The sequence below is a fragment of the Metabacillus flavus genome (genome assembly GCF_018283675.1).
Taxonomy (GTDB): domain Bacteria; phylum Bacillota; class Bacilli; order Bacillales; family Bacillaceae; genus Metabacillus_B; species Metabacillus_B flavus.
In genome coordinates, this window is record NZ_JAGVRK010000001.1 from 2,103,629 (window position 1) to 2,128,144 (window position 24,516).

Below are 24,516 nucleotides of genomic sequence, written 5' to 3' on the forward strand. Positions count from 1 at the left end.
GCGAATTTTGCAAAAAAAAATTTAATAGAATGCAGATTTCCTTTCCAGTATGCTGGTTTTGGGCTGCGGGTAAGCAGTCTGGCGTAAGCGGGATCTCTTCCCTCCCGCCGTTCACGCAAGATTCAAAGACCTTTAGCTTCAATCAGCTTAAAAACCTTTTGTTCTAAAACTAATTTTTTAATAAAGTTGCTATTTCATTCAAATAACGATCTTTTCGTTCGAAATGTGCGTGAATGCAGGGATTTATTACACCTTGGAAAGTTCCGCGTCTCCTATCAGCCTCCTTCTTATCCTTCACCTTCCTTCCCTTCTGTCCTGCAAATGAAACTGGAATAAAAAAACAGCCCTGATGGACTGTTCAGCTTCTAACTTTTTTGGGTTCAGAAAATGCGATAAGATCATCCTTCTTGCCCAAATTTCTCAGCTGCCTGCTGCCGTAAATCATTACAAGAGCAAGGGATCCTGCACCGAACACGACAACCATGTATTTCAGGCCGATGGTATCGAGCAGGAGTCCGGTTCCCAGCAAAACAACCTGAAACATGATCCGGTCCAGCATATTCCGGAACGAAAAGAAGCGGCCATGATATTCTTTGTCGATTTTCGTTTGAAAAATCGTAGAAGCAATCGGGAAAAAGCAGCCGACGCTTAACCCGAAAAAACCGAATGATACGAGCGACATCCAAAAATGGTCACTGAAAAACAATGAAAGATGCGCAATAGAGGTTAAAAAAGAGAACAAAATCATTAACGCAATATGGTTATAACGGTCAGATAGCTTCTTAACGAGTAAGGCTCCCAGCATGAAGCTGAGTCCTTCCACTGTGTAAAGCAGCCCCTTTACGGCTGTACTGTCCTGAAGCTCGCTGATGTTAATAACCATGAGGTTGAATCCGCCAATAAAGAGCATCGGAATGATGGTCAGGATCAGGGCAGTCAGTGCGATAGGAGCAGCTTTTAGAATGGGCATAACCTCTAAAAATCCTCCTTTTTTCCCTGTCTGCTTTTGACTGCTTTTTTCCTCTTCTTCCAAGTGCAGAAAAAACGTCGCAAGGAGCAGAACACCATAAGCCGCCATTGACATGGCGTACAGCATACTCAGGCTTAAATATGCGAGGAGGATACCGGCGAGTGCCGTTCCGATGACACGGGCAAGTGTCGCAACATTCATGTGGACACCATTCATTTGTACCAGTTCTTCTTCCATAACGATCAAAGGGATAGCGGCCTGCAGAGCAGGAAAATAAAAGGCAGCAGATAGCTGAATCCCGATTAAAAATAGTAGCATGAGCCATACCGAACCGAAGGAAATGGCGGCAAACATAAAGATAACACTCAGCATTCTTCCTATTCCGGAAACAATCAGGACCTTTTTTTTTGAACGGCTGTCAATCATTCTGCCTGCCATTGGGCCTACCGCGACTCCAGCTAAAAGTCCGGCAATCAAAAGAAGCGATTTTAAAAAATCAGAGGGAATGTAGGTCTGCATAAACTCCAGATTTCCGATGATTCCCATCCATAAACCGAGACCTGCGATAAACTCCCCGGCTAAAATAATCCAAACATTTTTATTTTTCCACATGAGCATTCTCCATTTATTGTATGATGCATTTACTATAGCACCGCCCGAGATATTTCGCCACCCGAAATTTCACAAAAAAAAAGCGCGAGCGCCATGAAATAATGAAGTTCTGCTAAGTGCGCGACGTCCCGCGTCCTGTGGCCCCCGCCGAATCAGGGGCTTAAGACCTCGAGGGGCCAGGCGCTGTCGCTGGACGAGGATATACCGAGTTATATTTTTCCACATTCCTAAACAACAAAAAAATACAGGGCAATTGCCCCGTATTCAGCCTATTAAAAAGAAGTTAATGATAAATGCTGCTGAAATCAGATACATGAGCCAATGCAGTTCTCTTGCACGTCCGGTGAAGAGTTTGATCAACGTGTAAGAAAGGAATCCAAAGGCCACTCCCTCAGCTATTGAGTAAGTGAGGGGCATCATGATTAAAGCAAGGAATGCAGGGATTAATTCTGTTAGATCATCGAAGTCAACTTCTTTCAGCTCAGTCAGCATAAAAGCTCCGATGATTATGAGCGCAGGGGCTGTCGCGACACTCGGAATAAATTGAATAAGCGGTGCGAACAGCAGTGTAAGCAGGAATAAAAGTGCAGCGAAGATCGCCTTTAAGCCAGTTCTTGCTCCTGCTGCTATCCCGGTAGCATTTTCAACGTACGTATTCATGGCTGTACTTCCAAGCACTGCACTTACCATCGTTCCAAATGCCCCTGTTGTAAGAGCACGGTTCATATTCGGTACGTTCCCATGTTCATCAGTAAGGTTTGCTTTTTTCGTCAATCCAATAAGAGTGGCGAGGGTATCAAACAGTTCCACAATTGTAAAAGAGAAAATGATTGAAAGGATTCCGTACCCAATGGCAGCCTTAAGGTCCATTGCCATAAACGTCGGTTCAATTGATGGAATCTGAAAGGAGAGAAAATCGGTAATTCCTTTAGGCGATGGAGAATTTCCCAGCAGGATGGATGCAGCTGAGATGATCAGGATGGACAAAATGATTCCGCCCCTTACATTCAGCGCTGCCAAAACAGCTGTGAGAACGATTCCTGCAATCGCAAGAATCGTTCCAATATTCGTCATATCTCCTAATGCAACAAGAGTGGCTTCATCCGGTACGACAATTCCGCCATTTTTCAATCCTATAAAGGCAATAAACAAACCAATACCTGCTGTAATGGATGCTTTGAGCGTTTTAGGAATGGCTTTAACCACTTTTTCACTGATTCCGAAAATAGAAAGAAGGAAGAAGCAAAGCCCGGAGATAAATACGGCACCAAGAGCTGTTTCCCATGAAAGACCCTGCTTTAAGACGACGGTATATGTAAAAAATGCGTTGAGACCCATTCCTGGTCCGATCACGATTGGGAGATTCGCCCACAATCCCATAATCAGACTGGTAATGACAATTCCGTAGATGGTCGCAGCGAGGGCCGCTTCTTTAGGGATGCCTGCCTCAGATAAAATAACCGGGTTTACAAGGATAATATAGCTGACGGTCACAAATGTCGTAAGGGCAGCAAGAAATTCTCTCCGTACGGTCGTTTTGCGTTCCGTTAATTTAAAAAATTGATCAACTAGCCTGTTCAACCTCTTACCTCCTCAATTGAAAACATATCCGCCATTATATCTCACATTTAATAGGGATGAAAGAACTTTATAAAAGGTTACAATTTAAAGATTATTTGTACTTATCGGATAAATCGTTCCATCCTTCGCAAATGACATTTTCCCTGTTTCCTCCGAAACAATCAGCACGACGGCATCCGTTCTTTCTGTCAATCCCAAAGCCGCTCTATGCCTCGTCCCAAGCTTGCTTCCGCCTGAAGAAATTTCAGACAGCGGAAGGACATTGGCGGCTGAAACAATCTTATCTCCCTTAACAAGCATGGCCCCGTCATGAAGAGGATTCCCCGGATAAAATATGCTTTCAGCAAGAGAAGCAGAAAGCTCCGCCTGTACGTGTACCCCATTCCGGATGAAAGGAGCCACTGGTTCCCCCCTCTCCACGATGATTAATCCTCCATGATGTTTGTTTGACAAATTTTGCATAGCGGAAGCAAGAGCATGGAAGCTTTCTGTATAGGCTGACAGGTACACTTGGAGATAAAAGGTGGATGCCGATGATTGAATCATCTGAAAGCGTCCATTGATCTCATCCAGTTCGCATAACAGACAGCTCTCACTGTTCCCAAGCTCCCTGAGAATTTTTTGGGAGCCGGCTATAATATCGTTCAAATTGCGTTCAATGCTGTTCTTTATTTCATCTATAATGACGATTTCCTCTGATTTGCTCATACATTTCGCTCCTTTCTTATATGGTTAGCATCCTGCGCCCGAACATGAAAGCGAATTGGATGGAAAATGGTGGTACATACTAACACCGTACAAAAGATAATGAAAAGGAGCATGATCGATGACAGCTGCCAAAATCTTTCAATACCTATTTTCTCTGTCAGGTACAGCTATTCTTGGATGCTTTTACTACAGGATGTTTAAAAGGGATTCTTCAAAGGATCATAAACAAAAGCAGTAGCCATCTCTTCGATTCGTGATATAATTCCTTCATTATGTCAATGAACAGAAGAGGTTAACTAATGCTATCTGCACCTGCATATTCAGAAAAACTAAAGCAATTCAGCATCATCCTGTTTCCTATTCTTATTACCCAGCTTGGTCTTTACTCCATGACGTTTCTTGATACAACGATGTCAGGCAAGGTCAGTCCGGAGGACCTAGCAGGAGTGGCCGTTGGTTCAAGTATTTGGGTTCCGGTTTATACGGGATTAAGCGGAATCTTTATGGCTATCACGCCGATGGCCGGGCAGCTTGCAGGGGCTAAAAAGACAAAAGACATTCCCTTTACCGTCATTCAGGGGCTTTACCTGTCCATTTTCATGACAGCTCTTATTATTACGGCAGGATTTTTCATTCTTAATCCTTTGCTATCTTTCCTCCCTTTGGAAGAAAAGGTGGAAGTCATCGCAAAAAATTATTTAATTGCCCTTTCCTTCGGGATTCTGCCTCTTTTTCTTTACGGAGTTCTAAGGAGCTTTATTGACTCACTCGGCATGACACGGATTACCATGTGGATCACGCTGACAGCACTCCCGGTAAACTTTGTCTTGAATTATTTGTTTATTTTTGGAAATCTTGGCTTCCCCGAGCTTGGAGGAGCTGGAGCCGGAGTTGCCACTGGTATTACCTATTGGATAACAGCCATCATAACAATCGCTATTTTAACTCAACACCCTTCTTTGGCTTCTTTTTCCCTCTTTTCGCATTTTTATAAAGTGTCTTTGCAAAAATGGAGAGAAATTTTAGCGATTGGAATGCCGATCGGATTTGCTATTTTTTTTGAAACAAGTATTTTTGCAGCGGTAACACTGTTTATGAGCGAATACAATACAGTCACAATTGCTTCCCATCAGGCAGCAATGAATTTCGCCTCATTCCTATACATGATTCCGCTCTCCATTTCAATGGCGTTAACTATTGTCATAGGGTATGAAGCCGGGGCAAAAAGATGGAAGGATGCAAAGGAGTACAGTTATCTCGGAATCTTAATGGGAATTTGCCTGTCTCTTTTGACCGCAGCCGTCATTTTCTTTTTCAGAGGGTTTATCGCTTCGATTTATACCGAAAATGCTGATGTTCTCCAGTTAACGAAAACATTTCTGATCTATGCGATTTTCTTTCAAATGTCGGATGCGATTGCTGCACCGATTCAAGGAGCCCTTCGAGGTTATAAAGATGTCCAATTTACCTTTTATACTGCCCTGATTTCTTATTGGGCAATCGGACTTCCACTTGGATATGTGCTTGCCCAATATACCAGCCTTCAGGCGTTTGGGTATTGGATCGGTCTGATCGCGGGGCTTGCTTCAGGGGCAATCGGGCTTTCACTTAGACTTGGAAGAACCCAAAAGCTTGTTCAGGACACCCCTTCGAAAAATTTGCAATAACAAAAACCAGTCCGGTATGTCCGGACTGGTTTTTTCATTTCTTACCATTGATAATGCCAGTAGGTTTCTGTCTCAAACCAGTTCATGACTTGAGGCACGCCTTTTTTAAAGTTTTCTTCCATTTGCCTGATTAAGCCTTCTGTCTGAGAACGATGGGCTTTTAATGCTTCCATTTTTGTTTCAGCCACTTCCCTGATATCCAGTATTATATCAGGAGCACCGAGAACGTTTTCTCTATTTTTCGTAATAGCCAGGCAGTATGTTTCCGGGCGCTCTTCAGCAGGCATTCTTTTTAGTGCATGGATAACCGCTCTGCCTGTAGCATCATGGTCTGGATGAACGCCATGATCCGGATAAAACGTGACAATCAATGTCGGTTTTACCTCTTGGATGATACTTTCAATGCGGTCTGCGAAAAGATCGATATCTTCGAACTCAAGTGTTTTATCCCTCATGCCAAGCATTCTTAAATCCGTAACATCCATTGCCTTGCATGCATCCTGCAGCTCCCTTTTTCTAATAAGCGGAAGTGTCTCGCGGTTAGCGAATAATGGGCTTCCCATATTTCTTCCCATTTCTCCCAGTGTTCCGCAGGCATATGTAACTGGTACCCCTGCTTTTCGCTTTAACGCAATTAAACCGGCAACCCCAAATGATTCATCATCCGGATGCGGCAAAACAACCAATACATGTTCATTCATATTAAAAAACTCCTTTTATTCAAGATGGAAATGGCACTGTACTGATTTGCAGCGCAATGGCAAGTTTTCCGTCAGGGTGATGTCCAGCAAGAATCAAACGGTTTTGCTCATCGATGGTAAAATCCGTTAATCCTTCTGCATAAGTCCAGCCTTCCTCCATTTTCAATCCTACTCTGAAAGGTCCAAAACCGGTGATTTTCGCAAGTGAGTAACGGAACTTGACGTTTCTTATGAACGCCACAACTGTCATGCTGTTTTCATTTTGGTGAGCATTGTATGCGCCGGTTGTCGTTTCAAGATGAATGTATACGTCTTTATTTGCATGCTGATCCAGGTACGTCTGGACCTCACTAGGTATAATAGGTTTCATACTGAAGCTCCTTTAGTTAATCATTTCTTTAGGCTGTTTTCGCAAACATTGCCGCTGTACAATTTCAGAATGGCTGGGTTTGCTCCAGGATGCGCTTTTCCCCTCTGCTCCCGCTGGAGTTGGAGTCTCACGCCCTCCGCTTCAATCAATAGGTGTTAAAAATCAGCGTTATACTTTTAACACAGCCTTTTTTTTAATATGGCCAGCACCGCAGCGTAGGCTGCAGCAAGCTCCATTTTCTCCTCATCTTTTAGTGAGGATTCTGTAACCCTGCTGACCGAAATGTCATATTTTTGATCCAGACTTTTTCTGACCCTTGGATGGGTTCCTTCATCAAGCAGATCTCTTCTCATGGCATCTTCGAGTGCTGCTCTTGCAGGAAGATCAGAACCCAGCTTTCGATTGTGCCAAATCTTTCGATAGCATTCAAGCAGGTGCTTATCCTCCATTTTACCACTCCCATTATGTTAAATATCCGCTGAATTATTTTTCATCCTTTTAAGCTGGACGCTTCTGGCTCCTTTACTGTTAGAGAAAGTAAAAACGGCGAGGGCAGACCAGATAAATGTAAATGTAATTAGATCTACACTGGTAAAGGATTCATTAAAGATGGCGAGCCCGGCGATGAGTGTCAAGGTAGGAGCAATGTATTGAAGAATCCCCGTCATGTAAAGAGGTATTCTCTGTGCCCCGCTTGCAAAAAGAAGAAGCGGAATAGCGGTTACGACTCCAGCTCCGATCAGCAGGAGATCCACGGAAAGGCTTCCTGCTAAAAATGATGCTTCGCCTTTTTGTGAAAGGTGCAGCAGATAAATCACTGATACTGGCATAACGGCTAGGGTTTCAAAGGTCAATCCAATGGAGGCATTCAGCTTCGTAACCTTCTTAGTAAGACCGTATAACCCGAAGCTTAAAGCGAGAATGATGGAAATCCAAGGGAAGCTTCCAAAGTGAAAACTTGAAATCAGAACACCGGTTAACGCCAGCACGAAGGAGAGTTTTTGCCAACCATTCAGCTTCTCTTTCAAAAACACCATTCCAAGGAGGACACTGATTAACGGATTAATATAATATCCAAGACTGGCTTCTAAAATATGATGGTTGTTCACGGCCCATATGTATACAAACCAGTTGGTGCTGATAAGCAAGGAAGATAAGATAAGGGATCCGATTAATAGCGGACGTTTCTTCATTTCACGCAATGTCTGGATCATTACCGGCCAGTTCTTGCCGGCTGTAATCACCAGCAGCATAAAAATAAAAGACCAAAAAATCCGATGTGCCAGGATTTCTTCTGAACTTACTGAATCAGCTGCTTTCCAGTATAGTGGAAGAATACCCCATAAAAAATAAGAACCGGCTGTCAGCAGAATTCCGGTTTTGTCATGTTTTACATGTTCGTGCAAGTTACATTCACGCTCCCTGTTACTCCAAGCACATTATACTCTTCCCCCCTAAAGCTTCACAAGCAAAAGGTTTTGACTCCGCATATACTGCATTATCGCCCGCCTAAACGAAAGGATGATCATATGTTTCCATGGAATAAGCAATATCCATTTAATCAGCAGAAAATGCCTGATTTTTTTAAGACAATGAATCCCAATCAAGTTGAAAACTACGTTCAGGAGGTAATGGGCCAGGTATTCGGCCAGGATCAATCCGCCGGATTCCCCTACCAATTTTCCAAAAATAAAGAAGAAAAACAAGCTCCTCCTTCCGAAAATTGGTATGAAGCAACAGACCGGATTTACTTTAAAATAAATATTCCTTCAAAGATAGCGAGAGATGTCAAAATCCAGCACAACAGTCATCAGCTGACGCTTTTAAATTTCCCTGAAAAAGGAGAAAGAAAAACCTTTCAAATTCCCTTTCTCGTAAGGAGAAAAGGAACGAAAGCGACCTATCAGGATGAAGAACTGGAGCTGTCCTTTTTAAAGAATGAGGATTTAAATGTTACGGAAATTCATATTCCGGAAGAAGACATTAGGAGCTGAAACCCTATCAGCTTCTTTTCTTTAGGAATATTTTGTTAAACCTGTCCGATGAATGATGCTTGAGGCGTCCAAAAGAGCTGGCTGGGCAGCCCCATTATGAGTCTCATCCGCTCCAATTAAAAAAGGTTCTTCAGCGTATCATTCGAATAAGACAGAAAAAAACCGCCTTCCTGCTTGAAAGCGGCATACCTTTTGTCTTAAAGTGGACGTCCAATTCAATAAGTTCCTGGATAGCCTGGGTAACCGCCGCCGGCAAATCCTCCGGGATAGCCTCCGGGATAGCCTCCTGCATATCCCCCTCCGAACCCCACGCCGGGATAGCCTCCATAAAATCCGCCGCCGTAATACGGATAATAAGGCGGTTGAGCCAAGCCTCCGACAATCGCGCCTCCAAGCAGTCCGCCCAGCAGCCCTCCGACAAATGGAAATCCGAATGGGATAAACCTCGGGTATGGTCCGCCGGGATTTCCGCGCATCATATAAGGGTACATGTTTAATCCTCCTCTTCGTTAGCCTGCACTCATAGGTTATTCACCTAGCATGGACAACGAATGGGCCACTACCCATCAAGGAGATTAATTAATTGTTTGATCCCGGGATCCATCCTCTTTGTATACTGTAATGGAAGCATGTTGATTTTGAACCAGCTCTCTTGCTTTTTTTATGGCATCTGCTTTTGTATCAAAAGTGAAGCTTGCCCTTTTGCTATCTTCCTTCTCAAGAACCCATTTTTCTTCTCTTTTGTGGAGTTTATATGTTTGGCCAGGCTCTTCTCTGCCGTCTGCCCATTTTTCCGCCTGAGAAGTTGCAATAGCGATCGCTCTGCCTTCTTCGTAATCCTCCTCCAGCAGGGCGTTGGCAATTCCGATGGCCTTTTCCCTGGTTTTGTCAGGAAGGTTTTTCATCGAATCCGGATAGTCCTGTTTGCTCCACGGCATGATTATTTTGCCTCCTTAATGTTCGTAAATCATCTTGCGTGTCATTCCGCCATCTATGACAAGGTTCACACCATTTACAAAGCTGTTTGAAGCTTGAGTGAGGTAAAGACAGGCACCTGCTATGTCAGAAGGTTCACCCACTCTTCCTGAGAGATGCTGGGAATGATCAACTTCTCTAAGATCTTCTAAATTACCTGTGTGAATCCAGCCTGGTGATATAGCATTTACTGTGATGGAATAGTCCGCAAACGAAGCAGCCAGGGCATGGGTCAAAGCAACGATTCCACCTTTGGATGCTGCATATGCCTCTGAATGAGGCTCTGACATTTGTGATCTTGTTGAAGCTATATTGACTATGGAACCCCCGGTTCGGTCCTTCATATGCTTAGCTGCCTCTCTTGAAAATAAAAATACGCTTCGCAGGTTTGTGGAAAGAATGTTATCCCACTCATCCACGGAAAGTTCAAGGGGATTCTCGAACGCGACTGCGCCTGCATTATTAATCAAAACATCAATTTTGCCGAATGTTCGCACCGTCTCTTCCACACAGCCAATGATATCCTCAGGATTCCTGACATCTGTTTTTAAAAATAATACGTTGTCGTTTTGCTTTAGTAAATCCGCTTCCAGCTTTTTCCCCTTTTCGGAATCATAATCAGCTAATACAACATTAAATCCCTCTTTGCAGTATGCTCGTGCAACCCCTTCTCCAATCCCGTTTGATGCTCCGGTTACAATAACTGTTTTTGCATCCATAGTTGAGTGACCTCCTAGCAATAACGATTGCCCCATATTTGAACTTCCTTCATTACGTTCTCTAATGCCATACCCTTTTCGGTCAACTTATAAATCACTTTTACAGGAGTTTCAGGATATACAATCCGCTCAATCATATCAGCGGCTTCCAATTCTTTTAATCGTTCAGCAAGCATCTTTTGGCTAATACTAGGAATGATTTCAGAGAGATCTTTAAAACGCTTCGGCCCGTCTATTAAAACGTGGACAATCATTCCGTTCCATCGTTTCCCAAGCAGCTTAAAAGCAAATTCAACATGCGGACAATTTGGAAATTTCATAACATCGCCACCTTTTCAAGCCTCATTCTTGACAATTGTTTGAACATCGTTTTATGATAGACAACGTTCGACAAACTTACAATAAGTGAGTGTGTTACTTTTTGTCCATTATAAACGACAATCCATCATTTTACAAAAGGAGGCTACACCATGGCAACAACCATTGCAGATGATTTGCTGACACTTATGGGTGAACGCACATCCGTCCGTCATTATGACAAATCTGAATCCATATCAAAAGAAGATTTAACTGACATCCTGGAATCTGCTGTTAAAGCTCCATCAGCGTGGAACCTGCAGCACTGGAACTTTTTAGTATTCCATAGCGCAGAATCAAAAGAACGCCTTCTGCCAATCGCATACAGCCAAAATCAAATTGTTGAATCTTCAGCAGTTGTCGCGATTTTAGGCGACTTGGAAGCAAACAAAAACACAGACCAGGTATACAATCCGCTTGTAGATGCCGGTTATATGTCCAAAGAAATTAAGGAAACGCTTGCAGGCCAAATCAATGGTGCTTATACTAACCCTGTATATGCCCGTGATGCCGCTTACAGCAACGCTTCTCTAGCAGCTATGCAGCTTATGCTTGCTGCAAAAGCTAAGGGTTTCGACACATGTGCCATCGGCGGTTTCAACGGAGAAGAACTAATCAAAGAATTCAAAGTATCAGAAAGATATGTACCGGTTATGCTGATTTCCATCGGAAAAGCGGCAAAACCTGCTCATAAAAGTGACAGAATCAACCTTGATCAATTATCCGTCTGGCTCTAACCTGAAAAGCGGGCATCCCCCCGCTTTTCGTTTTGTTTTTGTTCTTTTTTTCGTTTTTTCAATACTTTTGACGGATTTGAGGAACAGTATACTTATATTGGAACAAGGAGATAGTGCTTATGTTTAGTATCATACTCGGTTTAATTCTGCTGATGGTGCTTGCCTACTTTGGCTGGTCCATCATTTGGATAGCACCGCTCATATCTTTGCTTGTCGCAGGGATTGAAGGGCTGGATTTATTGCCTGCCTATACCGAAACCTATATGGAGGGCTTTGTAGGCTTTACAAAGAAATGGTTCCCTGTCTTCCTGCTTGGTGCAATATTCGGTAAATTAATGGAAGAAACAGGTATGGCTCAGGCTGTAGCTTATAAAATCACCGATTTTATCGGCAAAAAAAGAGCCATACTCGGAGTACTGATCGGTGCAGCTGTCTTAACGTATGGAGGAGTTAGTCTTTTTGTTGTGGTGTTTGCACTCTACCCGTTAACGGTTGCATTATTTAAAGCGGCAGACCTTCCTAGGAAGCTGATCCCTGCTACACTCGTTTTGGGTGCATTTACTTTTACGATGACAGCTATCCCGGGAACACCGCAAATTCAGAATATCATTCCTACCGAATACTTTAAGACGACCCCTTTAGCCGGACCGGTTACAGGGATTGCCGCAGGACTCATTATGGCAGTCGGAGGATATTTCTATCTCGCCTGGCGCGGTAAAAAGCTGCAGGCAAGAGGAGAAGGATACACGGAGCCTAAAGGCGGCAGTGAGGTGAAGGAAGTAGACCCTTCCAATCTGCCTAATCCATACATGTCCATCATTCCGCTCGTTGCGGTCGTTCTTTCATTAAATGTCATAAAACTTGATATATTACCTTCTCTTTTAATTGGTATCATCATCATTATGCTATTGAGCCTGAAAAAGGTTAAGTTGTTTATTAGTGCTATTAACGGCGGAGCATCCGGTTCTGTCATGGCCATAATTAATACAAGTGCTGCTGTTGGATTTGGAGCAGTTGTGACAGCAGTCCCTAGTTTTTCACATATCACAGATATGATTATGGGGTTTGGAGGAAACCCGCTCATCTCAGAAGCAATTGCTGTGGAGCTGCTGGCCAGCATTACGGGTTCCGCTTCCGGAGGAATGGGAATTGCCCTCCAGGCACTAGGTGATCAATATTACCAGCTTTCACAATCAACAGGCATTGCACCTGAGGCATTTCACCGCATTGCAGCCGTCGCTTCCGGGGCTTCCATTCTGCCCCACAACGGAGCACTGTTGACACTGCTTACGGTTACTGGACTTAAGCATAAAGAATCCTATATGGATGTTGCCGTTGTGGGACTGATCATCCCTATTATCGCTTTGATTGTTTCCATTCTGCTTGCATCTGCAGGCATTTACTAATCGTCTGAAATTAGGAGCTTTCAAACAAAACTCTCTAATTTTAAATAAATTTTTAAGTAACGGAAGGAGAAATAAAACATGGTTGAAAATAAAGTTGTTTTTATTACTGGAGCCGCACAAGGAATTGGGTATGAAATCGGGGAAAAATTTGCTGCAGAAGGCGCTAAAGTCGTTTTGACGGACCTTAATGAAGAAGGCGTTAAAAAAGCAGCAGAAACCCTCGCACAAAATGGACAGCAAACGCTTGGCCTTAAATGTGATGTAACGAACGAAGAGGAATTGAAAAATGCAATTGACGAGACCATTTCCCACTTCGGCAGACTGGATATCCTAATTAATAATGCAGGAATGCAGCACGTATCACCAATCGAAGAATTCTCAACCCAGCGTTACGAGCTTCTTGTTAAAATCATGCTGACCGCTCCATTCATGGCCATTAAACATGTATTCCCTCACATGAAAAAACAAGGCTTCGGACGCATCATAAATATGTCTTCCATCAATGGGCTCATTGGATTCGCAGGTAAAGCCGCTTACAATAGTGCAAAACACGGCGTAATCGGTTTAACCAAGGTTGCAGCTCTTGAAGGTGCAGAACAAGGCATCACGGTTAATGCTCTTTGCCCGGGGTATGTTGACACTCCGCTTGTGCGCGGTCAAATGCAGGACTTGGCTAAAACACGGAATGTTCCTCTTGAAAAAGTTCTGGAAGAAGTTATCTACCCTCTAGTACCGCAAAAACGTTTGCTCAGTGTTGAAGAAATTGCTGATTATGCAATCTTCCTTTCCAGCGACAAAGCTCGCGGAGTAACAGGACAAGCTGTTGTACTGGATGGCGGCTACACAGCTCAATAAAAACGTTTAAAAAAGAAGACCTTTGCGAAATCATGCAAAGGTCTTCTTTTATTTTCACTGCCGCGGCTGCGGCCTGAGAGAGAAGATTTACTTTCGGATCTATCTCATTCCTCAAAAGGATGAGCCTCAATAAACTCCAGACTTTCTTTTCGGTCTTCCCCTATTTCTTTCAGCATGGTGACGGCATTTTCGATATAAAGGCCTTTATTCAGCATCGTACACGCAGCTTTATAGGACCGATGGGCATCAACGATTTCAGGGCGGCTTGCCATTCCGTTTTTTGCAAGCGACGCCAATACTTCTGTTGCATAAATGAGCGGTGTCTGTGAATGAAAGCAAACACTCATCACATCATCCTGCAGCCGTCCAAGCTTTTCAAACCCTGCTTCCACAGCAAGATCCCCTCTTGCAGCCATCACCCCGAAACCTTCGTGCTTAAGCCCCTCTGAAATAATGGAAGGAAGATTTTTAACTGCATATTCCGTTTCGATTTTCGCTGTAATCGGCAGGATTTTACCTGCTTTTTCAAGCATTAAATTTTTTAAAAACTGCAGATCCTCTTTCGTATGTACAAAGGAAAGACCTACAATATCCGCGTGGCGAAAAATGAACGCACTCTCGTTTATATCCTTTTCAGACATGGCGGGAAGGAGGAGAAAGGATAATGAATCCGGGAGATTGATTCCATCATTCATCTTAATGGAAACACTTTTTTTCAAGTAATGATGGACGTTTGCAACGATGATCTCCTCCGTCTTGTAAACAATGATGCCTTGTATCTTCCCATCATTTATTAAGAGACGATCCCCTTTTCTTGCATTGCGGAAGGCTTTTGGCATATTGGTAGAGAACATTCCACTCATCTTCTCTGATTCAGTTAAAGAGATACGAATCGCCTCGCCGGACTGCATTTTGACGGTCGATAGGTTATTTGGGAGTTTGGTTATCCGTATTTTAGGTCCGCTTAAATCCATATAGATTCTGCAGGGAAGATGAGTCATTTCGGTGGCTCTCTTTACTCTTTCAATAATTTCCTTCCATTCCTTTACACCGTCATGACCGCAATTAACCCGTGCAATGTCCATTCCGCTTTCCAGAAGACCTGCGATTTCTGCTTCCTGCAGGCTTTTATCCATGGTTACCATAATCGAATGGCCGCTCTTGTTTAAAAGGGATAGAATCCTCTTTTCGGTTAATTTCTTACTCATCTTCTCATCTTCTAAGGAAGCACCGCTCTGTGTGTGTGCAGGGATCGTCAATTCGCCCCGTCTGGAAGATCTGTTTTTTAAGTAGGCTTGCATGGACTTTAAACTATATAGGCGATCTTTTTCGACCTGATTATTTTCCACCATCTTCACTCCATCTGCCCTCATTTTCATAATTCCATTGTATGCTGGAGGGTGATGGAAATGAATAGGGGTCTATGAAAGACCCCCCGCATCTTATATCATATTCCGTTTTTGACCGCTGCTGCGATCATTGCCGTACGTCTGGCCTGATGTTTGACAGCTTCCTGAACATCTTCCTGTATGCTGCCGTCCTGTCCGACTGTCACACTGTTTCCGTATGGATTTCCTCCGGATGTGAATGCAGATTGGTCGGTATAGCCTGGTGCTGCTACGATTGCTCCCCAGTGATACATAGTTGCATACAAGCTTAAAATGGTTTGCTCCTGGCCTCCATGAGGGTTGCTTGCTGAAGACATGGCGCTGACTACTTTATTGGCAAGCTTCCCCTGGAACCATAATCCGCCTGTAGTGTCCAAATACTGCTTCATCTGAGACGGAACGTTTCCAAAGCGTGTCGGTACACTGAAAATGATGGCATCTGCCCACTCCAGGTCTGCAAGTGAAGCTTCAGGTACATTTGCTGTTTCTTCAAGGTGTGCTTTCCATGCCGGATTTGATTCAATTGCTTCCTTAGGCGCAAGTTCTTTCACTTTCAGTACCTTTACTTCTGCACCGAACGATTTAGCTCCCTCTTCTGCCCATTTAGCCAGCTGATAATTTGTACCAGTGGAACTGTAATAAATAACCGCAACGTTTACATTGGACATTTGAATCTCTCCTTTTAATGGTAGTAAGCAACTGCTTCAGCGTCAAACATCTCAGTTTCAAATAAATTATACGGCTGAAGCGCTCTATGCGTCAAATGATAACTTGAAAATATGTAAAAAAGGCGGGTCCGGAAACTAGGATTGGTTTGGGCAGATTGCTCAAGCTGCAGTGGGGCGGACAGGTGAGCCTCCTAGGCGCAAGTGCCTGAGGGGTCTCACCTATCCTTCTGCTCCCACAGGAGTCGCGCATCTTTCGCTCTAATCATACTTGCCAATTATGGATAAAGCACAATGTTAAAAAATAGAAAACAAAAACCCGAAAACGCTCATGCGTTTCCGGGTTTTCATATTATTGCATTATGGAAGGCTTTATAAACAGGCTCATTCCTTTATTTCTTTAAAGCCTCGATTGCTTTGTTCATTTGCGTATCATTTTTCTTAACCAGCTCCTGCAAAGAAGTCAGCATGGATATGGCCGTATCCTTTTCAATGATTCCGGTTTGTTTAAGATCATGATCTTTTTGATAGTTCATAACGGCTTCTTTCATCTTAGGATCAAACAATCCGTTTTCTTCTGTTCTATATCCAAGAGCGTTTAAGAAGGCTTGTGCGGTTTTCACTTCTTTGGATGCATCGCCTGGTTTCAACGGCTTGGAAGGGTCTAAATAAGGCAGTTTTGCATAAGAGGGAAGAGAAACCTTTTCTCCTGGTTCAATTCCTTTTTTATGAACCCATGTCCCTCCCGGTGTGAGCCATTTTGCAATGGTAAATTTAATGGATGACCCATCCTTGTATTGTTCTGCCGTCTGTATCGTCCCTTTTCCAAATGTTTTTTCACCGAAAAGCGGTATATCGGCTGATTCATTAAGGGCAGCTGCCATAATTTCACCGGCGCTTGCCGTTCCTTCATCCACTACTACGGCAGAAGGAATGGTAACGGGATCTTTATTTTCTGAGCGGTAAGCTTCTCTGGAGCCGTCTTTATTTTCAACCTGCAGAATGTTTTTTCCTTCCGGGATAAACATCTCGCTCATCTTGATAGCCTCGTCCATCAAACCGCCTGGGTTTTGACGGAGGTCGATTACAATCCCTTTTACTTCTTTTTCTTCAAGATTCTTTACAGCTTTGCTGAAGTCAGCAGCTGTTTTTTCTGAAAAAGTGGTCACTTGTATGCGGCCTATATTGTCATCGGTAACATTTGTATAAACAGTTTCAATCGGGATCTCATCTCTTGTAATGGAAAACTCAAGCTGCTGTGAGCCGCCGCGTTCGATTCCGAGTTTAACGGGCGTTCCCTTTTCTCCTCTGATTAAGGCGACCGTATCATTTACGGTCTTTCCCTTTACACTTTTTCCGTTAACTTTGATAATCTTATCTTTCGGCTTTAATCCTGCTTTTTCAGCAGGAGACCCTTTGATTGGGGAAACAATCATGACTTGTCCATCAATTTCCTGAAGTTCTGCTCCGATTCCTTCAAAGGAAGATGAAATAGTTTCATTAAAACTCTTCGAATCTTCCGCATTCATATAAGCGCTGTAAGGATCACCGAGAGATTCCACCATTCCGTTGATTGCTCCGTCAACCATTTTTTCCTTATCTGTTTTCTGATAATATTTTTGTTCCAATTTTTCATATGTATCCACTAATTTTGCAAAATCCGGATTTTGCTGCACTTCTTTTTCTTGAACGATTGTCTCTGGTTTGGCAAGAGTCAGAGTCAACCCTGAGCTTATAACGGCTGTTAAAATAATAATTAATAACAGCTTTACATTTTTGTTCAATTCATCATCACCTCATTATGAATTTTATTATGTCCGAGTCCCGTAAAAACGTCAACTAAACAGCAAATAGAAATGGTTTATGTTCATAAAAAAAATTTTTAAAATGTTTCGACACTATTTTCATGACTTCTTTGTAAATTTTGTGTAAATTTTATTACAAAGCTTAATTATAAAAGATTGTTGCTTTCCAGACTGATTAATAACGGTGCAGATAAGGCTGGCTGATAGAGGCTCATCGCCAGCCCCGGGCAAAGCGAGCAGCCTGGAGCCGTAATTAGCTGCTTCAAGCTGTTTGTCAAAAATAAATAATGTTATAGAAAACAGCCTATTACAAAGATAAAAAGGAGGCGCTCATCATGCTTCTAAATGACTTCATGATGGATACGGACAGAAAAATGATCAGCTTCTCATTTTCATTATTAAATGAAGTGAATGAGAAAATACAACGGAAAATCCTCTTTTACGAAAATCAGGTTTTAAGCTATGTCCAGAATCAAATCGATTATTTTATTAAATCACTGAATATAAGCAAAACCCTTCAGACGATATGCCGGTCTGAGCTGTCAGCTCTGATTAAATCAAAACTTAACATGATGCTCGCCCAATATTCCTTATTCAGGAGCTGCTAAGGCATCTGTCTCCCCCATTGCATATGGTAAGAATATAGAAATTGATTCTTACATGCAAAGGAGATCTCAAATTGCCGGACTATTTAAATATGATTTCGTCACTGGGCATCGCCGGAGCTCATCCAGGCGGCCTGCAGCTTACCAAACAGTTTCTTACTGAAATAAACCTTCCCTTTCCCTGCCGTATTTTGGACGCCGGGTGCGGAACGGGGCAGACTCTCTCCTACCTAGCCGGATTAGGATATGAGGCTGCAGGGATGGATGCTGATCAGCGAATGGTCCGAAAAGCCAAAAACAGACTGTCAGACGATTCCGTTTCTATCGTTCATGGCAGTCTTGAACTGATGCCCTTTGAGAGCGGCACGTTCGATGCAGTGTTTTGCGAATCCGTTTTATCCTTTACAAATTTGAAGTCTTCATTAAATGAATGCCATCGTATCTTAACAGACGGAGGCGTTCTGGCTGCCGTGGAAGTCACGCTTGAACAGCCCGCCGATCCAGTCTCTTTTAAAGAAATAACCGGCTTTTATGGATTTCAAGCTCTTCAAACGGAGGATGAGTGGATAAAGCAGTTTGAAATTAGCGGATTTAAAAACATCCGGAGCATGACAGGAAAAGATTTCTCATTTGATGAAGAAGATCCTGATCATGATGTGGATATGGATGATAAAATAGAACCTGCCACATTTGAGGTACTCAGCAGACATCAGGAGATGCTGCAAAAATACGTTCACTGCCTGGGTTACCGGGTGTTTTTAGCAAATAAATAATACAACCGTGATATTCGTACAAACTATTGCCCCCCTCCATTCATACGGTACAAGGTAAGGACTAATAATGGAGGGATCCCAATGAGTCAAAACTATTATAATATGTGCTGTCAGCACCACGGCAAGAATGTTCGAATCACCGACCGTTTCGGAAATGTCCACACAGGAAGAATCGTCAATGTGACACGCAGCAGAGTATTCATTCAGCCAAATGGGCCGCGTCCTCGCGGAGCATTCGGAATGGGCTACTATGGCAGAGGCTATGGATATAATTCATATTTCCCTGCTTACGGCATCGGATTAGGATTTATTACTGGTTTTGCAGTCGGCAGTCTGCTGTTCTTTTAATTGAATAGTTTCATTGAAAGGACCTGCTTTTTTTGTATTATAACCATTGAAAAAACTGCATTTTAGATCAATAAGCTGCCATTAAATAAAGGCTATGTTAAAGCAGAATAATGTTGTTTTTAACACACTTGTTGATTGGAGCGGAAGTCAACAGCCAAATTTAATAGAGCTTTAATAAAAGGCTCTGTTAAAGTCTAATGTTGATTTTTAACACCTGTTGATTGGAGTGGAAGGCGCGAGACTCCTGCGGGAGCAGCGGGACAGGTGAGACCCCGCAGGCGCAAAGCGGCGAGGAGGCTCAAGCAGCCCGCCCCGAGCAAAGCGATCGCCTGCAACGGAAATCAACAACTAAGTTTAATAGAGCCTAATAAAAAAAGAGACTGAATTCAGTCCCTTTTTTTAATATACTCGTTCATCACTTTGTAAATGGATACAATTTCTTCGGTCTTCATCCGTACAAGTCCACTTGAAGAAGGTGCAGCAAATTCCTTTACTCCGCTGATTAGCGGATCTTTTTGGAATCCCCATGGAGCTTTTTTCGCTCTTCTGTACTGAAGATAAACACCTTTTCCCACAAAACATACAATGCCAGGCTGATAGGTTTTTATTTTCTCCATCAATTCCAGCCTGCCTTCTGCATATTCCTGCTTCGTAATCTCCATCGCATTTTTTGTGGGCCTGTGTACAATGTTGGTAAACCCGAATCCTTTTTTTAAAAGAGTATGATCCTCTTCCGGCTGATAGATCCTGTCAGTAAGGCCTGCTTCAAAAAGAATTTTCCAGAAGCGGTTTGTCCGATTGGCATAATGATGTCCGGTCAAACCCGATTGAATACTGGGGTTAAATCCTGTAAAAAGAATCGTCAAGCCGCAGTCCAGCAAATCCATCGGTCTATCCATCTTTTCACCTGCTATATTTTTTTAACTTGTTCAAAGTATTCCTCAAGCGTCAGGTTTTTGTCATGAAGGGTTTTTGCCGTTTTCTTCCCAACGTATCGCAAATGCCACGGTTCGAATTTATATTCAGTAACGGCAACTTTATCATTCAAGTATCGAACGACAAACCCGTACTTATAAGCATTCTCCTTGACCCATTTTCCTTCAGGGGTATCTCCAAATTCCTTCACGAGCTCCATATTTACACTTTTGCTGGATATATCCATTGCAAGACCTGTTTGATGCTCGCTTTGACCAGGGAAAGCAACAGCTTCTTCCGCTTTCTCTTCTCCTTTAGCTGCAATTTCCTGGTTTAAAATATTCTCCTGTCTTTCATAGGAGCGGTATCCGGAAACCGCAAATAATTCCAAATTACTGTCCTTTGCGCCCTTGAACAGCGATTCAAGAGCCCTGGCAGCGGGTTCTCTCACATATTTCTGGGGAATGTCAGCATCACCGAACGAAAACGGCACATTAGGGACAGTCAAATCCTTAGGTTCATAATGTCCGGGAAGAGTGTTGTGCTTATTTACTAAAACGAGAAGATTGTCAGGATTAGAAATCACTTTTTTCCCATTCACTGCTTCAATCGCATTAAAATATTTTCCTTCGAGTACCATTTCATCAGAGGTCTGGCTTTTGGTATTTGAAGAAGGTTGTTCCACTTTTTCAGCCTGTTTGTTATCTGCCATCGGAAATGTGCATGCACCTGAGAAAATAACCAGCGGTACAATTGCATAGGCGAGCCTTTTTTTCATGTCTTACTACCACCCTAGATTCGTAAAGTTTCTGTTTTCAGCAAAGTCCATTGTATCATTATTGCCAAAAAAGAAAAAAACTATATTTGCCAAATAAAAAGATGCCCCTTGTGAGGGCACCTTCACTCGTTTCTATTTTTGAATAGCAGCCTCCAAGGCTACTTCAATCATTTCATTGAACGTAGTTTGACGCTCTTCAGATGTCGTTTCCTCACCTGTTATAATATGGTCGCTTACGGTTAGAACAGATAGAGCTTTCCGTCCGAATTTAGCAGCAATCGTATAAAGTGCTGAGGATTCCATCTCCACTGCCAGTATTCCGTATCTCGCCCATTTTTCCAATTCGGCATTTTCATTGTAGAACATATCTGCTGTAAATACATTTCCAGCGCGAAGCTTAAGTCCTTTGGCCATTCCTGCATCATATGCTCTCTTCAGCAGCTCAAAGTCTGCAGTTGGCGCATAATCCACTCCGCCAAACGTGATCCGGTTCATTTGTGAATCAGTAGATGCACTCATTGCGAGGATTACATCTCTCACTTTTACGTCCTTTTGAATGGCGCCGCATGTACCCACACGAATGAGCTGCTGCACGTTATAGCTTGAAATCAATTCATTGACATAAATCGATATCGAAGGGACTCCCATTCCTGTTCCCTGAACTGAAATCCGTTCTCCTTTATAAGTACCCGTGAACCCAAGCATGCCGCGGACTTCATTGTAGCATTCCGGATTCTCAAGGAATGTTTCTGCAATGTATTTAGCCCGAAGCGGATCGCCCGGTAGCAGGATCGTTTCTGCAATTTGTCCTTCTTTTGCTCCTATATGTACGCTCATGTAAAATCCTCCTCTATTCCAACTGTAGCATATTCTGCTATATCCACATTGTACTTTGATTAAGCGAACTATGGAAGCTGTTTTCGCGAAAGGTATTTAGGCTTTATGACAAGGACATTTCCTCTTACAATGTACTTTTTCATGCTTTTTATATATTTCTCGAAGATCCAGACAGAGAGAAAATAAAATGGAAGGTAAATCATTGAAATCTTAATTATCTCAAAGAAATACATGGAGAATCCGTTAAAATCATGAAACTTCCGAAAGAAGACAATTTCGGAGAAGCTAATGAGCATACTAACGAAGTAAAGGTTCAGCAGATGGAAAAAGAACTGGCTACTGCCTTTATAGAACAGTTTTTCGAGTTCCTTTTTCACTAAAAGGGCTGAAAGCGTTGAAATGGCGCCAAGTATGCATATAATCGCGAGAAGCATTACCATATCCCCTTTATTTGGAGGTAGACTAATGGGTAAAAAACACAGAAACCGCGTAAACGCACCGAAGAAAAACAATCATATTCCGGAATCCGCTATCGAAGCGGAAGAATCAGCACACGGAAAAGAACAGTCGGCACAAAACAGGGAAAACGGCCCTGGCCATCATCTATAATGTGCACAAGCAGCGAATGAAACATGCGCTGCTTGTCTTTTTTATCTAACATGGATCCGGTTGATCCTTTTCCATCCTCCGGAATGAAGCCTATAATATTCCTGTCCCTTTCTGCCTTCATCTATAAACAGAATATCTCCTGTTTGAATAAACCTGGCGTTATAATCAGCAGGGACCGTATCCTGGACATTAAACATCTTAAAGGTTTTCTCCAAAGCATCCATATGATCCTTCGCCTCAGCTCGATAGCTGTAAACCCTCCTATATCCTTTTACATCACCTGCCGCCTGAGTCTGAAAAATAGATATGTCCATCATGCGCAGTTTTCTCTTTATCATAAGCAGCTGATCTTTCATCTGAATCCCTCCGCATCATTTTCACTACTAATTAGCGATTAGATGTCGAAAGTCCTTCATCAAAAACAAACTATTTTTGTCGAAAATTAAGGATTGCGCGTTCATATAATCTTTTCACTACTAAAAACCAAATCAGTCCTGCACAAATACCTGCTGAGATATCTGATACATAATGAACTCCGATGTACACCCTGCTTATCGAAATACTTACGACAAAGAAAATCATCGCTGTGACAATTAGGAAGCGGTACCTCGGAAAGAACCGAATAAGGAGATAACCTGAAAATGCAAAGATGGCCGCTGAATTCATAGCGTGGCCGCTTGGGAAGCTGTAAGTATTTTCTTCCATTAAAGGATTGAAGGATGGTCTTTCCCTGTCAAATCCGTTTTTAAGAAGCCAGTTAAACAATCTTGAACCGATAAAGCACAAAAATAAAAACATCGCTTCTAAAGCCCGCTTTTTATAGGCGAGGACGATAGAAAGGACGATCAATAATGGAAATATGGTTTTCCCTGAACCAAATTCGGTAAAGAAAATAAAATAATCCGTGTATAATGATGCACGGTTTAGTTCAAAAAATTTGACCATCCATTGATCGGCAGGTGTATACCAGCTCGAGTCATAAATAACGGCGAGCAGAATAAAGATAATGAGCAAAATTGCAGTATTCCTGATGTCTTTCATGAGCAAGCGACCTTTCATATGTCATTATTCCATTACGATACCCACATTTTTGCATCGGTAAAACAAAAAAGCCAGCTTTGCCGTATGAGCGGCAAAACAGACATATAGGCATTAGACAATGTATTAGGGGCTGTCCAAAAAGCAGTTTTCCGCTGAATGCTCGCTTCATTCTGTGCAACCCAATATTGTCAGAGCGAATAGTGAAAAACCAATCATTATCAAGCAGCGGAAAACAAAAACCCGGAAATGCCCTGCCAATTCTGACAGCGATTCCGGGTTTTTATAATACTCTAAGCAGGTATTTTAGACAGTCTTGACTCTCATTTAGCTGAAACGCTGGATCGTTTGTGTCAGAATATTAGCCAGCTGAGGAAGATCATGTTTTGTTACCGTCACTCTCACAGCTGTTTCATCCGTCTCAAGCATTTCGGAAAACAGTCCGGACAGCCCTCTTGCTCTCCTGTCAATTTCAAGTACCATTTCAACCCGTTCTTCCGTCACATCGGAAAAAACGACTTCCAGCTCATCCAATTTGCCTCTGAATGAACCTTGAGTCGGGTAAAATTCGAATTCCTGAACGAATGGAAGCCTTCTTCTCATTCTTGCTGAAGCCGCTTCGTTTTCTGCATTTCTTAACTGGAAGCCAAGCTCTCCAAAGGCATCAAATATTTTCTGCTGCAGGGGACCCGGGTGTACATGGATGGCATCCTGGTCACTCGGATCGACCGCATTTTTTATTTCCAGGCCTGTGTGAATCCAAATTTTCGACTGGCCGTATGTAACAGGAGTATCTGATGGCAGTACAAAGCGGAATGGAATTTCTTTATGTTCATCCGGCATGATGACGAACGGTTCATTGATTTTCACCTTTGAAATGACTGCTGTCTGAGTGTATTTTTTGTCATCTGATTCCTTTACGTAATTTGTCATGACGGAAAGGTAGATTTCCGCAATCTCTTGTTCTGTTTTGCCTCCTTTAATCGCCACAATTCCCTGAACCTCTTCCCCTGCTCTGACGTTTACATCATGCAGACGGGTATCAACTTTTGCAGCTCCAATTCCGACGCTTGCAAATACTTTATTAAAAAAAGACATCCTGA

The 24,516-nt window shown here is 42.7% G+C and carries 30 protein-coding genes; 10 read left to right on the top strand and 20 right to left on the bottom strand.

Annotated features, from left to right (window positions below; all coding sequences use genetic code 11):
• Positions 1-358 precede the first annotated feature (358 nt).
• The 3 genes from J9317_RS10770 to cdaS all read right to left on the bottom strand — a co-directional run bounded on the left by J9317_RS10770 (position 359) and on the right by cdaS (position 3,871).
• The gene (locus J9317_RS10770; RefSeq protein ID WP_211558464.1) at positions 359-1,582 is read right to left on the bottom strand and encodes an MFS transporter; all 1,224 of its coding nucleotides are present in this window, start codon (positions 1,580-1,582) and stop codon (positions 359-361) included.
• A 264-nt stretch (positions 1,583-1,846) separates the two neighbouring features.
• Positions 1,847-3,163 (bottom strand): NCS2 family permease, encoded by a 1,317-nt coding sequence (locus J9317_RS10775; RefSeq protein WP_211558465.1) that lies wholly within the window; start codon positions 3,161-3,163, stop codon positions 1,847-1,849.
• Positions 3,164-3,247: 84 nt separating this feature from the next.
• Complete coding sequence (gene cdaS / locus J9317_RS10780; RefSeq protein WP_211558466.1) at positions 3,248-3,871, bottom strand: sporulation-specific diadenylate cyclase CdaS; 624 nt, start codon at positions 3,869-3,871, stop codon at positions 3,248-3,250.
• Between the two features lie 299 nt (positions 3,872-4,170).
• Here cdaS and J9317_RS10785 point away from each other — a divergent pair, with 299 nt between their 5' ends.
• Positions 4,171-5,538, top strand: a complete 1,368-nt coding sequence (locus J9317_RS10785) for an MATE family efflux transporter (protein WP_211558468.1) — start codon at positions 4,171-4,173, stop codon at positions 5,536-5,538.
• A 41-nt stretch (positions 5,539-5,579) separates the two neighbouring features.
• Here J9317_RS10785 and bshB2 read toward each other — a convergent pair whose 3' ends face one another.
• From bshB2 to rarD, 4 genes are all read right to left on the bottom strand, one after another.
• Positions 5,580-6,239 carry a bacillithiol biosynthesis deacetylase BshB2 gene (bshB2, locus tag J9317_RS10790; RefSeq protein ID WP_211558470.1) on the bottom strand — a complete coding sequence of 220 codons (660 nt, stop codon included), beginning with the start codon at positions 6,237-6,239 and terminating at the stop codon, positions 5,580-5,582.
• A 19-nt stretch (positions 6,240-6,258) separates the two neighbouring features.
• On the bottom strand, positions 6,259-6,609 hold the full coding sequence (locus tag J9317_RS10795) for a YojF family protein (RefSeq protein ID WP_211558471.1): 351 nt from the start codon (positions 6,607-6,609) through the stop codon (positions 6,259-6,261).
• A 176-nt stretch (positions 6,610-6,785) separates the two neighbouring features.
• Entirely contained in the window at positions 6,786-7,058 is a 273-nt protein-coding gene (locus J9317_RS10800; protein WP_211558473.1) for a hypothetical protein, read from the bottom strand.
• Between the two features lie 18 nt (positions 7,059-7,076).
• Positions 7,077-8,015, bottom strand: a complete 939-nt coding sequence (gene rarD, locus J9317_RS10805; RefSeq protein ID WP_211558475.1) for an EamA family transporter RarD — start codon at positions 8,013-8,015, stop codon at positions 7,077-7,079.
• A gap of 123 nt (positions 8,016-8,138) precedes the next feature.
• Between rarD and J9317_RS10810 the strand changes: the two genes are divergently transcribed.
• Positions 8,139-8,603 (top strand): spore gernimation protein GerT, encoded by a 465-nt coding sequence (locus tag J9317_RS10810; RefSeq protein WP_211558477.1) that lies wholly within the window; start codon positions 8,139-8,141, stop codon positions 8,601-8,603.
• A gap of 215 nt (positions 8,604-8,818) precedes the next feature.
• Here J9317_RS10810 and J9317_RS10815 read toward each other — a convergent pair whose 3' ends face one another.
• The 4 genes from J9317_RS10815 to J9317_RS10830 all read right to left on the bottom strand — a co-directional run bounded on the left by J9317_RS10815 (position 8,819) and on the right by J9317_RS10830 (position 10,617).
• Positions 8,819-9,094: a hypothetical protein gene (locus J9317_RS10815; RefSeq protein WP_211558479.1), complete on the bottom strand. Its 276-nt coding sequence runs from the start codon at positions 9,092-9,094 to the stop codon at positions 8,819-8,821.
• 84 nt (positions 9,095-9,178) lie between these two features.
• Positions 9,179-9,541, bottom strand: coding sequence for a DUF2188 domain-containing protein (locus J9317_RS10820; RefSeq protein ID WP_211558481.1), 363 nt, complete (start codon positions 9,539-9,541; stop codon positions 9,179-9,181).
• A gap of 15 nt (positions 9,542-9,556) precedes the next feature.
• The gene (locus tag J9317_RS10825; RefSeq protein ID WP_211558483.1) at positions 9,557-10,297 is read right to left on the bottom strand and encodes an SDR family NAD(P)-dependent oxidoreductase; all 741 of its coding nucleotides are present in this window, start codon (positions 10,295-10,297) and stop codon (positions 9,557-9,559) included.
• 14 nt (positions 10,298-10,311) lie between these two features.
• On the bottom strand, positions 10,312-10,617 hold the full coding sequence (locus J9317_RS10830; protein ID WP_211558485.1) for a winged helix-turn-helix transcriptional regulator: 306 nt from the start codon (positions 10,615-10,617) through the stop codon (positions 10,312-10,314).
• Positions 10,618-10,767: 150 nt separating this feature from the next.
• On the opposite strand from J9317_RS10830, the gene J9317_RS10835 reads away from it, so the two are divergent.
• From J9317_RS10835 to J9317_RS10845, 3 genes are all read left to right on the top strand, one after another.
• Complete coding sequence (locus tag J9317_RS10835) at positions 10,768-11,391, top strand: nitroreductase family protein (protein WP_211558487.1); 624 nt, start codon at positions 10,768-10,770, stop codon at positions 11,389-11,391.
• 119 nt (positions 11,392-11,510) lie between these two features.
• Positions 11,511-12,797, top strand: coding sequence for a GntP family permease (locus J9317_RS10840; RefSeq protein WP_211558489.1), 1,287 nt, complete (start codon positions 11,511-11,513; stop codon positions 12,795-12,797).
• A 78-nt stretch (positions 12,798-12,875) separates the two neighbouring features.
• Complete coding sequence (locus J9317_RS10845) at positions 12,876-13,652, top strand: 3-hydroxybutyrate dehydrogenase (protein ID WP_035406342.1); 777 nt, start codon at positions 12,876-12,878, stop codon at positions 13,650-13,652.
• A 104-nt stretch (positions 13,653-13,756) separates the two neighbouring features.
• Here the strand turns inward: J9317_RS10845 and J9317_RS10850 are convergent, their stop codons facing one another.
• The 3 genes from J9317_RS10850 to J9317_RS10860 all read right to left on the bottom strand — a co-directional run bounded on the left by J9317_RS10850 (position 13,757) and on the right by J9317_RS10860 (position 17,489).
• Positions 13,757-14,860 carry a pyruvate kinase gene (locus J9317_RS10850; RefSeq protein WP_211558491.1) on the bottom strand — a complete coding sequence of 368 codons (1,104 nt, stop codon included), beginning with the start codon at positions 14,858-14,860 and terminating at the stop codon, positions 13,757-13,759.
• 239 nt (positions 14,861-15,099) lie between these two features.
• On the bottom strand, positions 15,100-15,708 hold the full coding sequence (wrbA, locus tag J9317_RS10855; protein ID WP_211558493.1) for an NAD(P)H:quinone oxidoreductase: 609 nt from the start codon (positions 15,706-15,708) through the stop codon (positions 15,100-15,102).
• Between the two features lie 389 nt (positions 15,709-16,097).
• Positions 16,098-17,489, bottom strand: a complete 1,392-nt coding sequence (locus tag J9317_RS10860; protein ID WP_211558495.1) for a S41 family peptidase — start codon at positions 17,487-17,489, stop codon at positions 16,098-16,100.
• A gap of 356 nt (positions 17,490-17,845) precedes the next feature.
• Here J9317_RS10860 and J9317_RS10865 point away from each other — a divergent pair, with 356 nt between their 5' ends.
• The 3 genes from J9317_RS10865 to J9317_RS10875 all read left to right on the top strand — a co-directional run bounded on the left by J9317_RS10865 (position 17,846) and on the right by J9317_RS10875 (position 19,236).
• A complete protein-coding gene (locus J9317_RS10865; RefSeq protein ID WP_211558497.1) occupies positions 17,846-18,118 on the top strand; it encodes a hypothetical protein in 273 nt (90 codons plus the stop codon).
• Between the two features lie 71 nt (positions 18,119-18,189).
• Complete coding sequence (locus J9317_RS10870) at positions 18,190-18,888, top strand: class I SAM-dependent methyltransferase (protein WP_211558499.1); 699 nt, start codon at positions 18,190-18,192, stop codon at positions 18,886-18,888.
• 81 nt (positions 18,889-18,969) lie between these two features.
• Positions 18,970-19,236, top strand: a complete 267-nt coding sequence (locus J9317_RS10875) for a hypothetical protein (RefSeq protein WP_211558501.1) — start codon at positions 18,970-18,972, stop codon at positions 19,234-19,236.
• A 386-nt stretch (positions 19,237-19,622) separates the two neighbouring features.
• Here the strand turns inward: J9317_RS10875 and J9317_RS10880 are convergent, their stop codons facing one another.
• The 3 genes from J9317_RS10880 to deoD all read right to left on the bottom strand — a co-directional run bounded on the left by J9317_RS10880 (position 19,623) and on the right by deoD (position 21,766).
• Positions 19,623-20,135, bottom strand: a complete 513-nt coding sequence (locus tag J9317_RS10880) for a mismatch-specific DNA-glycosylase (protein WP_211558503.1) — start codon at positions 20,133-20,135, stop codon at positions 19,623-19,625.
• 11 nt (positions 20,136-20,146) lie between these two features.
• The gene (locus J9317_RS10885) at positions 20,147-20,929 is read right to left on the bottom strand and encodes a M15 family metallopeptidase (protein WP_211558505.1); all 783 of its coding nucleotides are present in this window, start codon (positions 20,927-20,929) and stop codon (positions 20,147-20,149) included.
• Positions 20,930-21,061: 132 nt separating this feature from the next.
• Positions 21,062-21,766 carry a purine-nucleoside phosphorylase gene (gene deoD / locus J9317_RS10890; protein WP_211558507.1) on the bottom strand — a complete coding sequence of 235 codons (705 nt, stop codon included), beginning with the start codon at positions 21,764-21,766 and terminating at the stop codon, positions 21,062-21,064.
• Between the two features lie 251 nt (positions 21,767-22,017).
• On the opposite strand from deoD, the gene J9317_RS20830 reads away from it, so the two are divergent.
• Both J9317_RS20830 and J9317_RS10895 read left to right on the top strand, forming a co-directional pair.
• Positions 22,018-22,146 (top strand): hypothetical protein, encoded by a 129-nt coding sequence (locus tag J9317_RS20830; protein WP_284143272.1) that lies wholly within the window; start codon positions 22,018-22,020, stop codon positions 22,144-22,146.
• An 85-nt stretch (positions 22,147-22,231) separates the two neighbouring features.
• A complete protein-coding gene (locus J9317_RS10895) occupies positions 22,232-22,375 on the top strand; it encodes a hypothetical protein (RefSeq protein ID WP_211558509.1) in 144 nt (47 codons plus the stop codon).
• A 41-nt stretch (positions 22,376-22,416) separates the two neighbouring features.
• Here J9317_RS10895 and J9317_RS10900 read toward each other — a convergent pair whose 3' ends face one another.
• The 3 genes from J9317_RS10900 to J9317_RS10910 all read right to left on the bottom strand — a co-directional run bounded on the left by J9317_RS10900 (position 22,417) and on the right by J9317_RS10910 (position 24,511).
• Positions 22,417-22,731, bottom strand: a complete 315-nt coding sequence (locus tag J9317_RS10900) for a YodL domain-containing protein (RefSeq protein WP_211558511.1) — start codon at positions 22,729-22,731, stop codon at positions 22,417-22,419.
• 70 nt (positions 22,732-22,801) lie between these two features.
• A complete protein-coding gene (locus J9317_RS10905) occupies positions 22,802-23,416 on the bottom strand; it encodes a phosphatase PAP2 family protein (protein ID WP_211558513.1) in 615 nt (204 codons plus the stop codon).
• A 324-nt stretch (positions 23,417-23,740) separates the two neighbouring features.
• Entirely contained in the window at positions 23,741-24,511 is a 771-nt protein-coding gene (locus J9317_RS10910) for a sporulation protein (RefSeq protein ID WP_211558515.1), read from the bottom strand.
• Positions 24,512-24,516 lie beyond the last annotated feature (5 nt).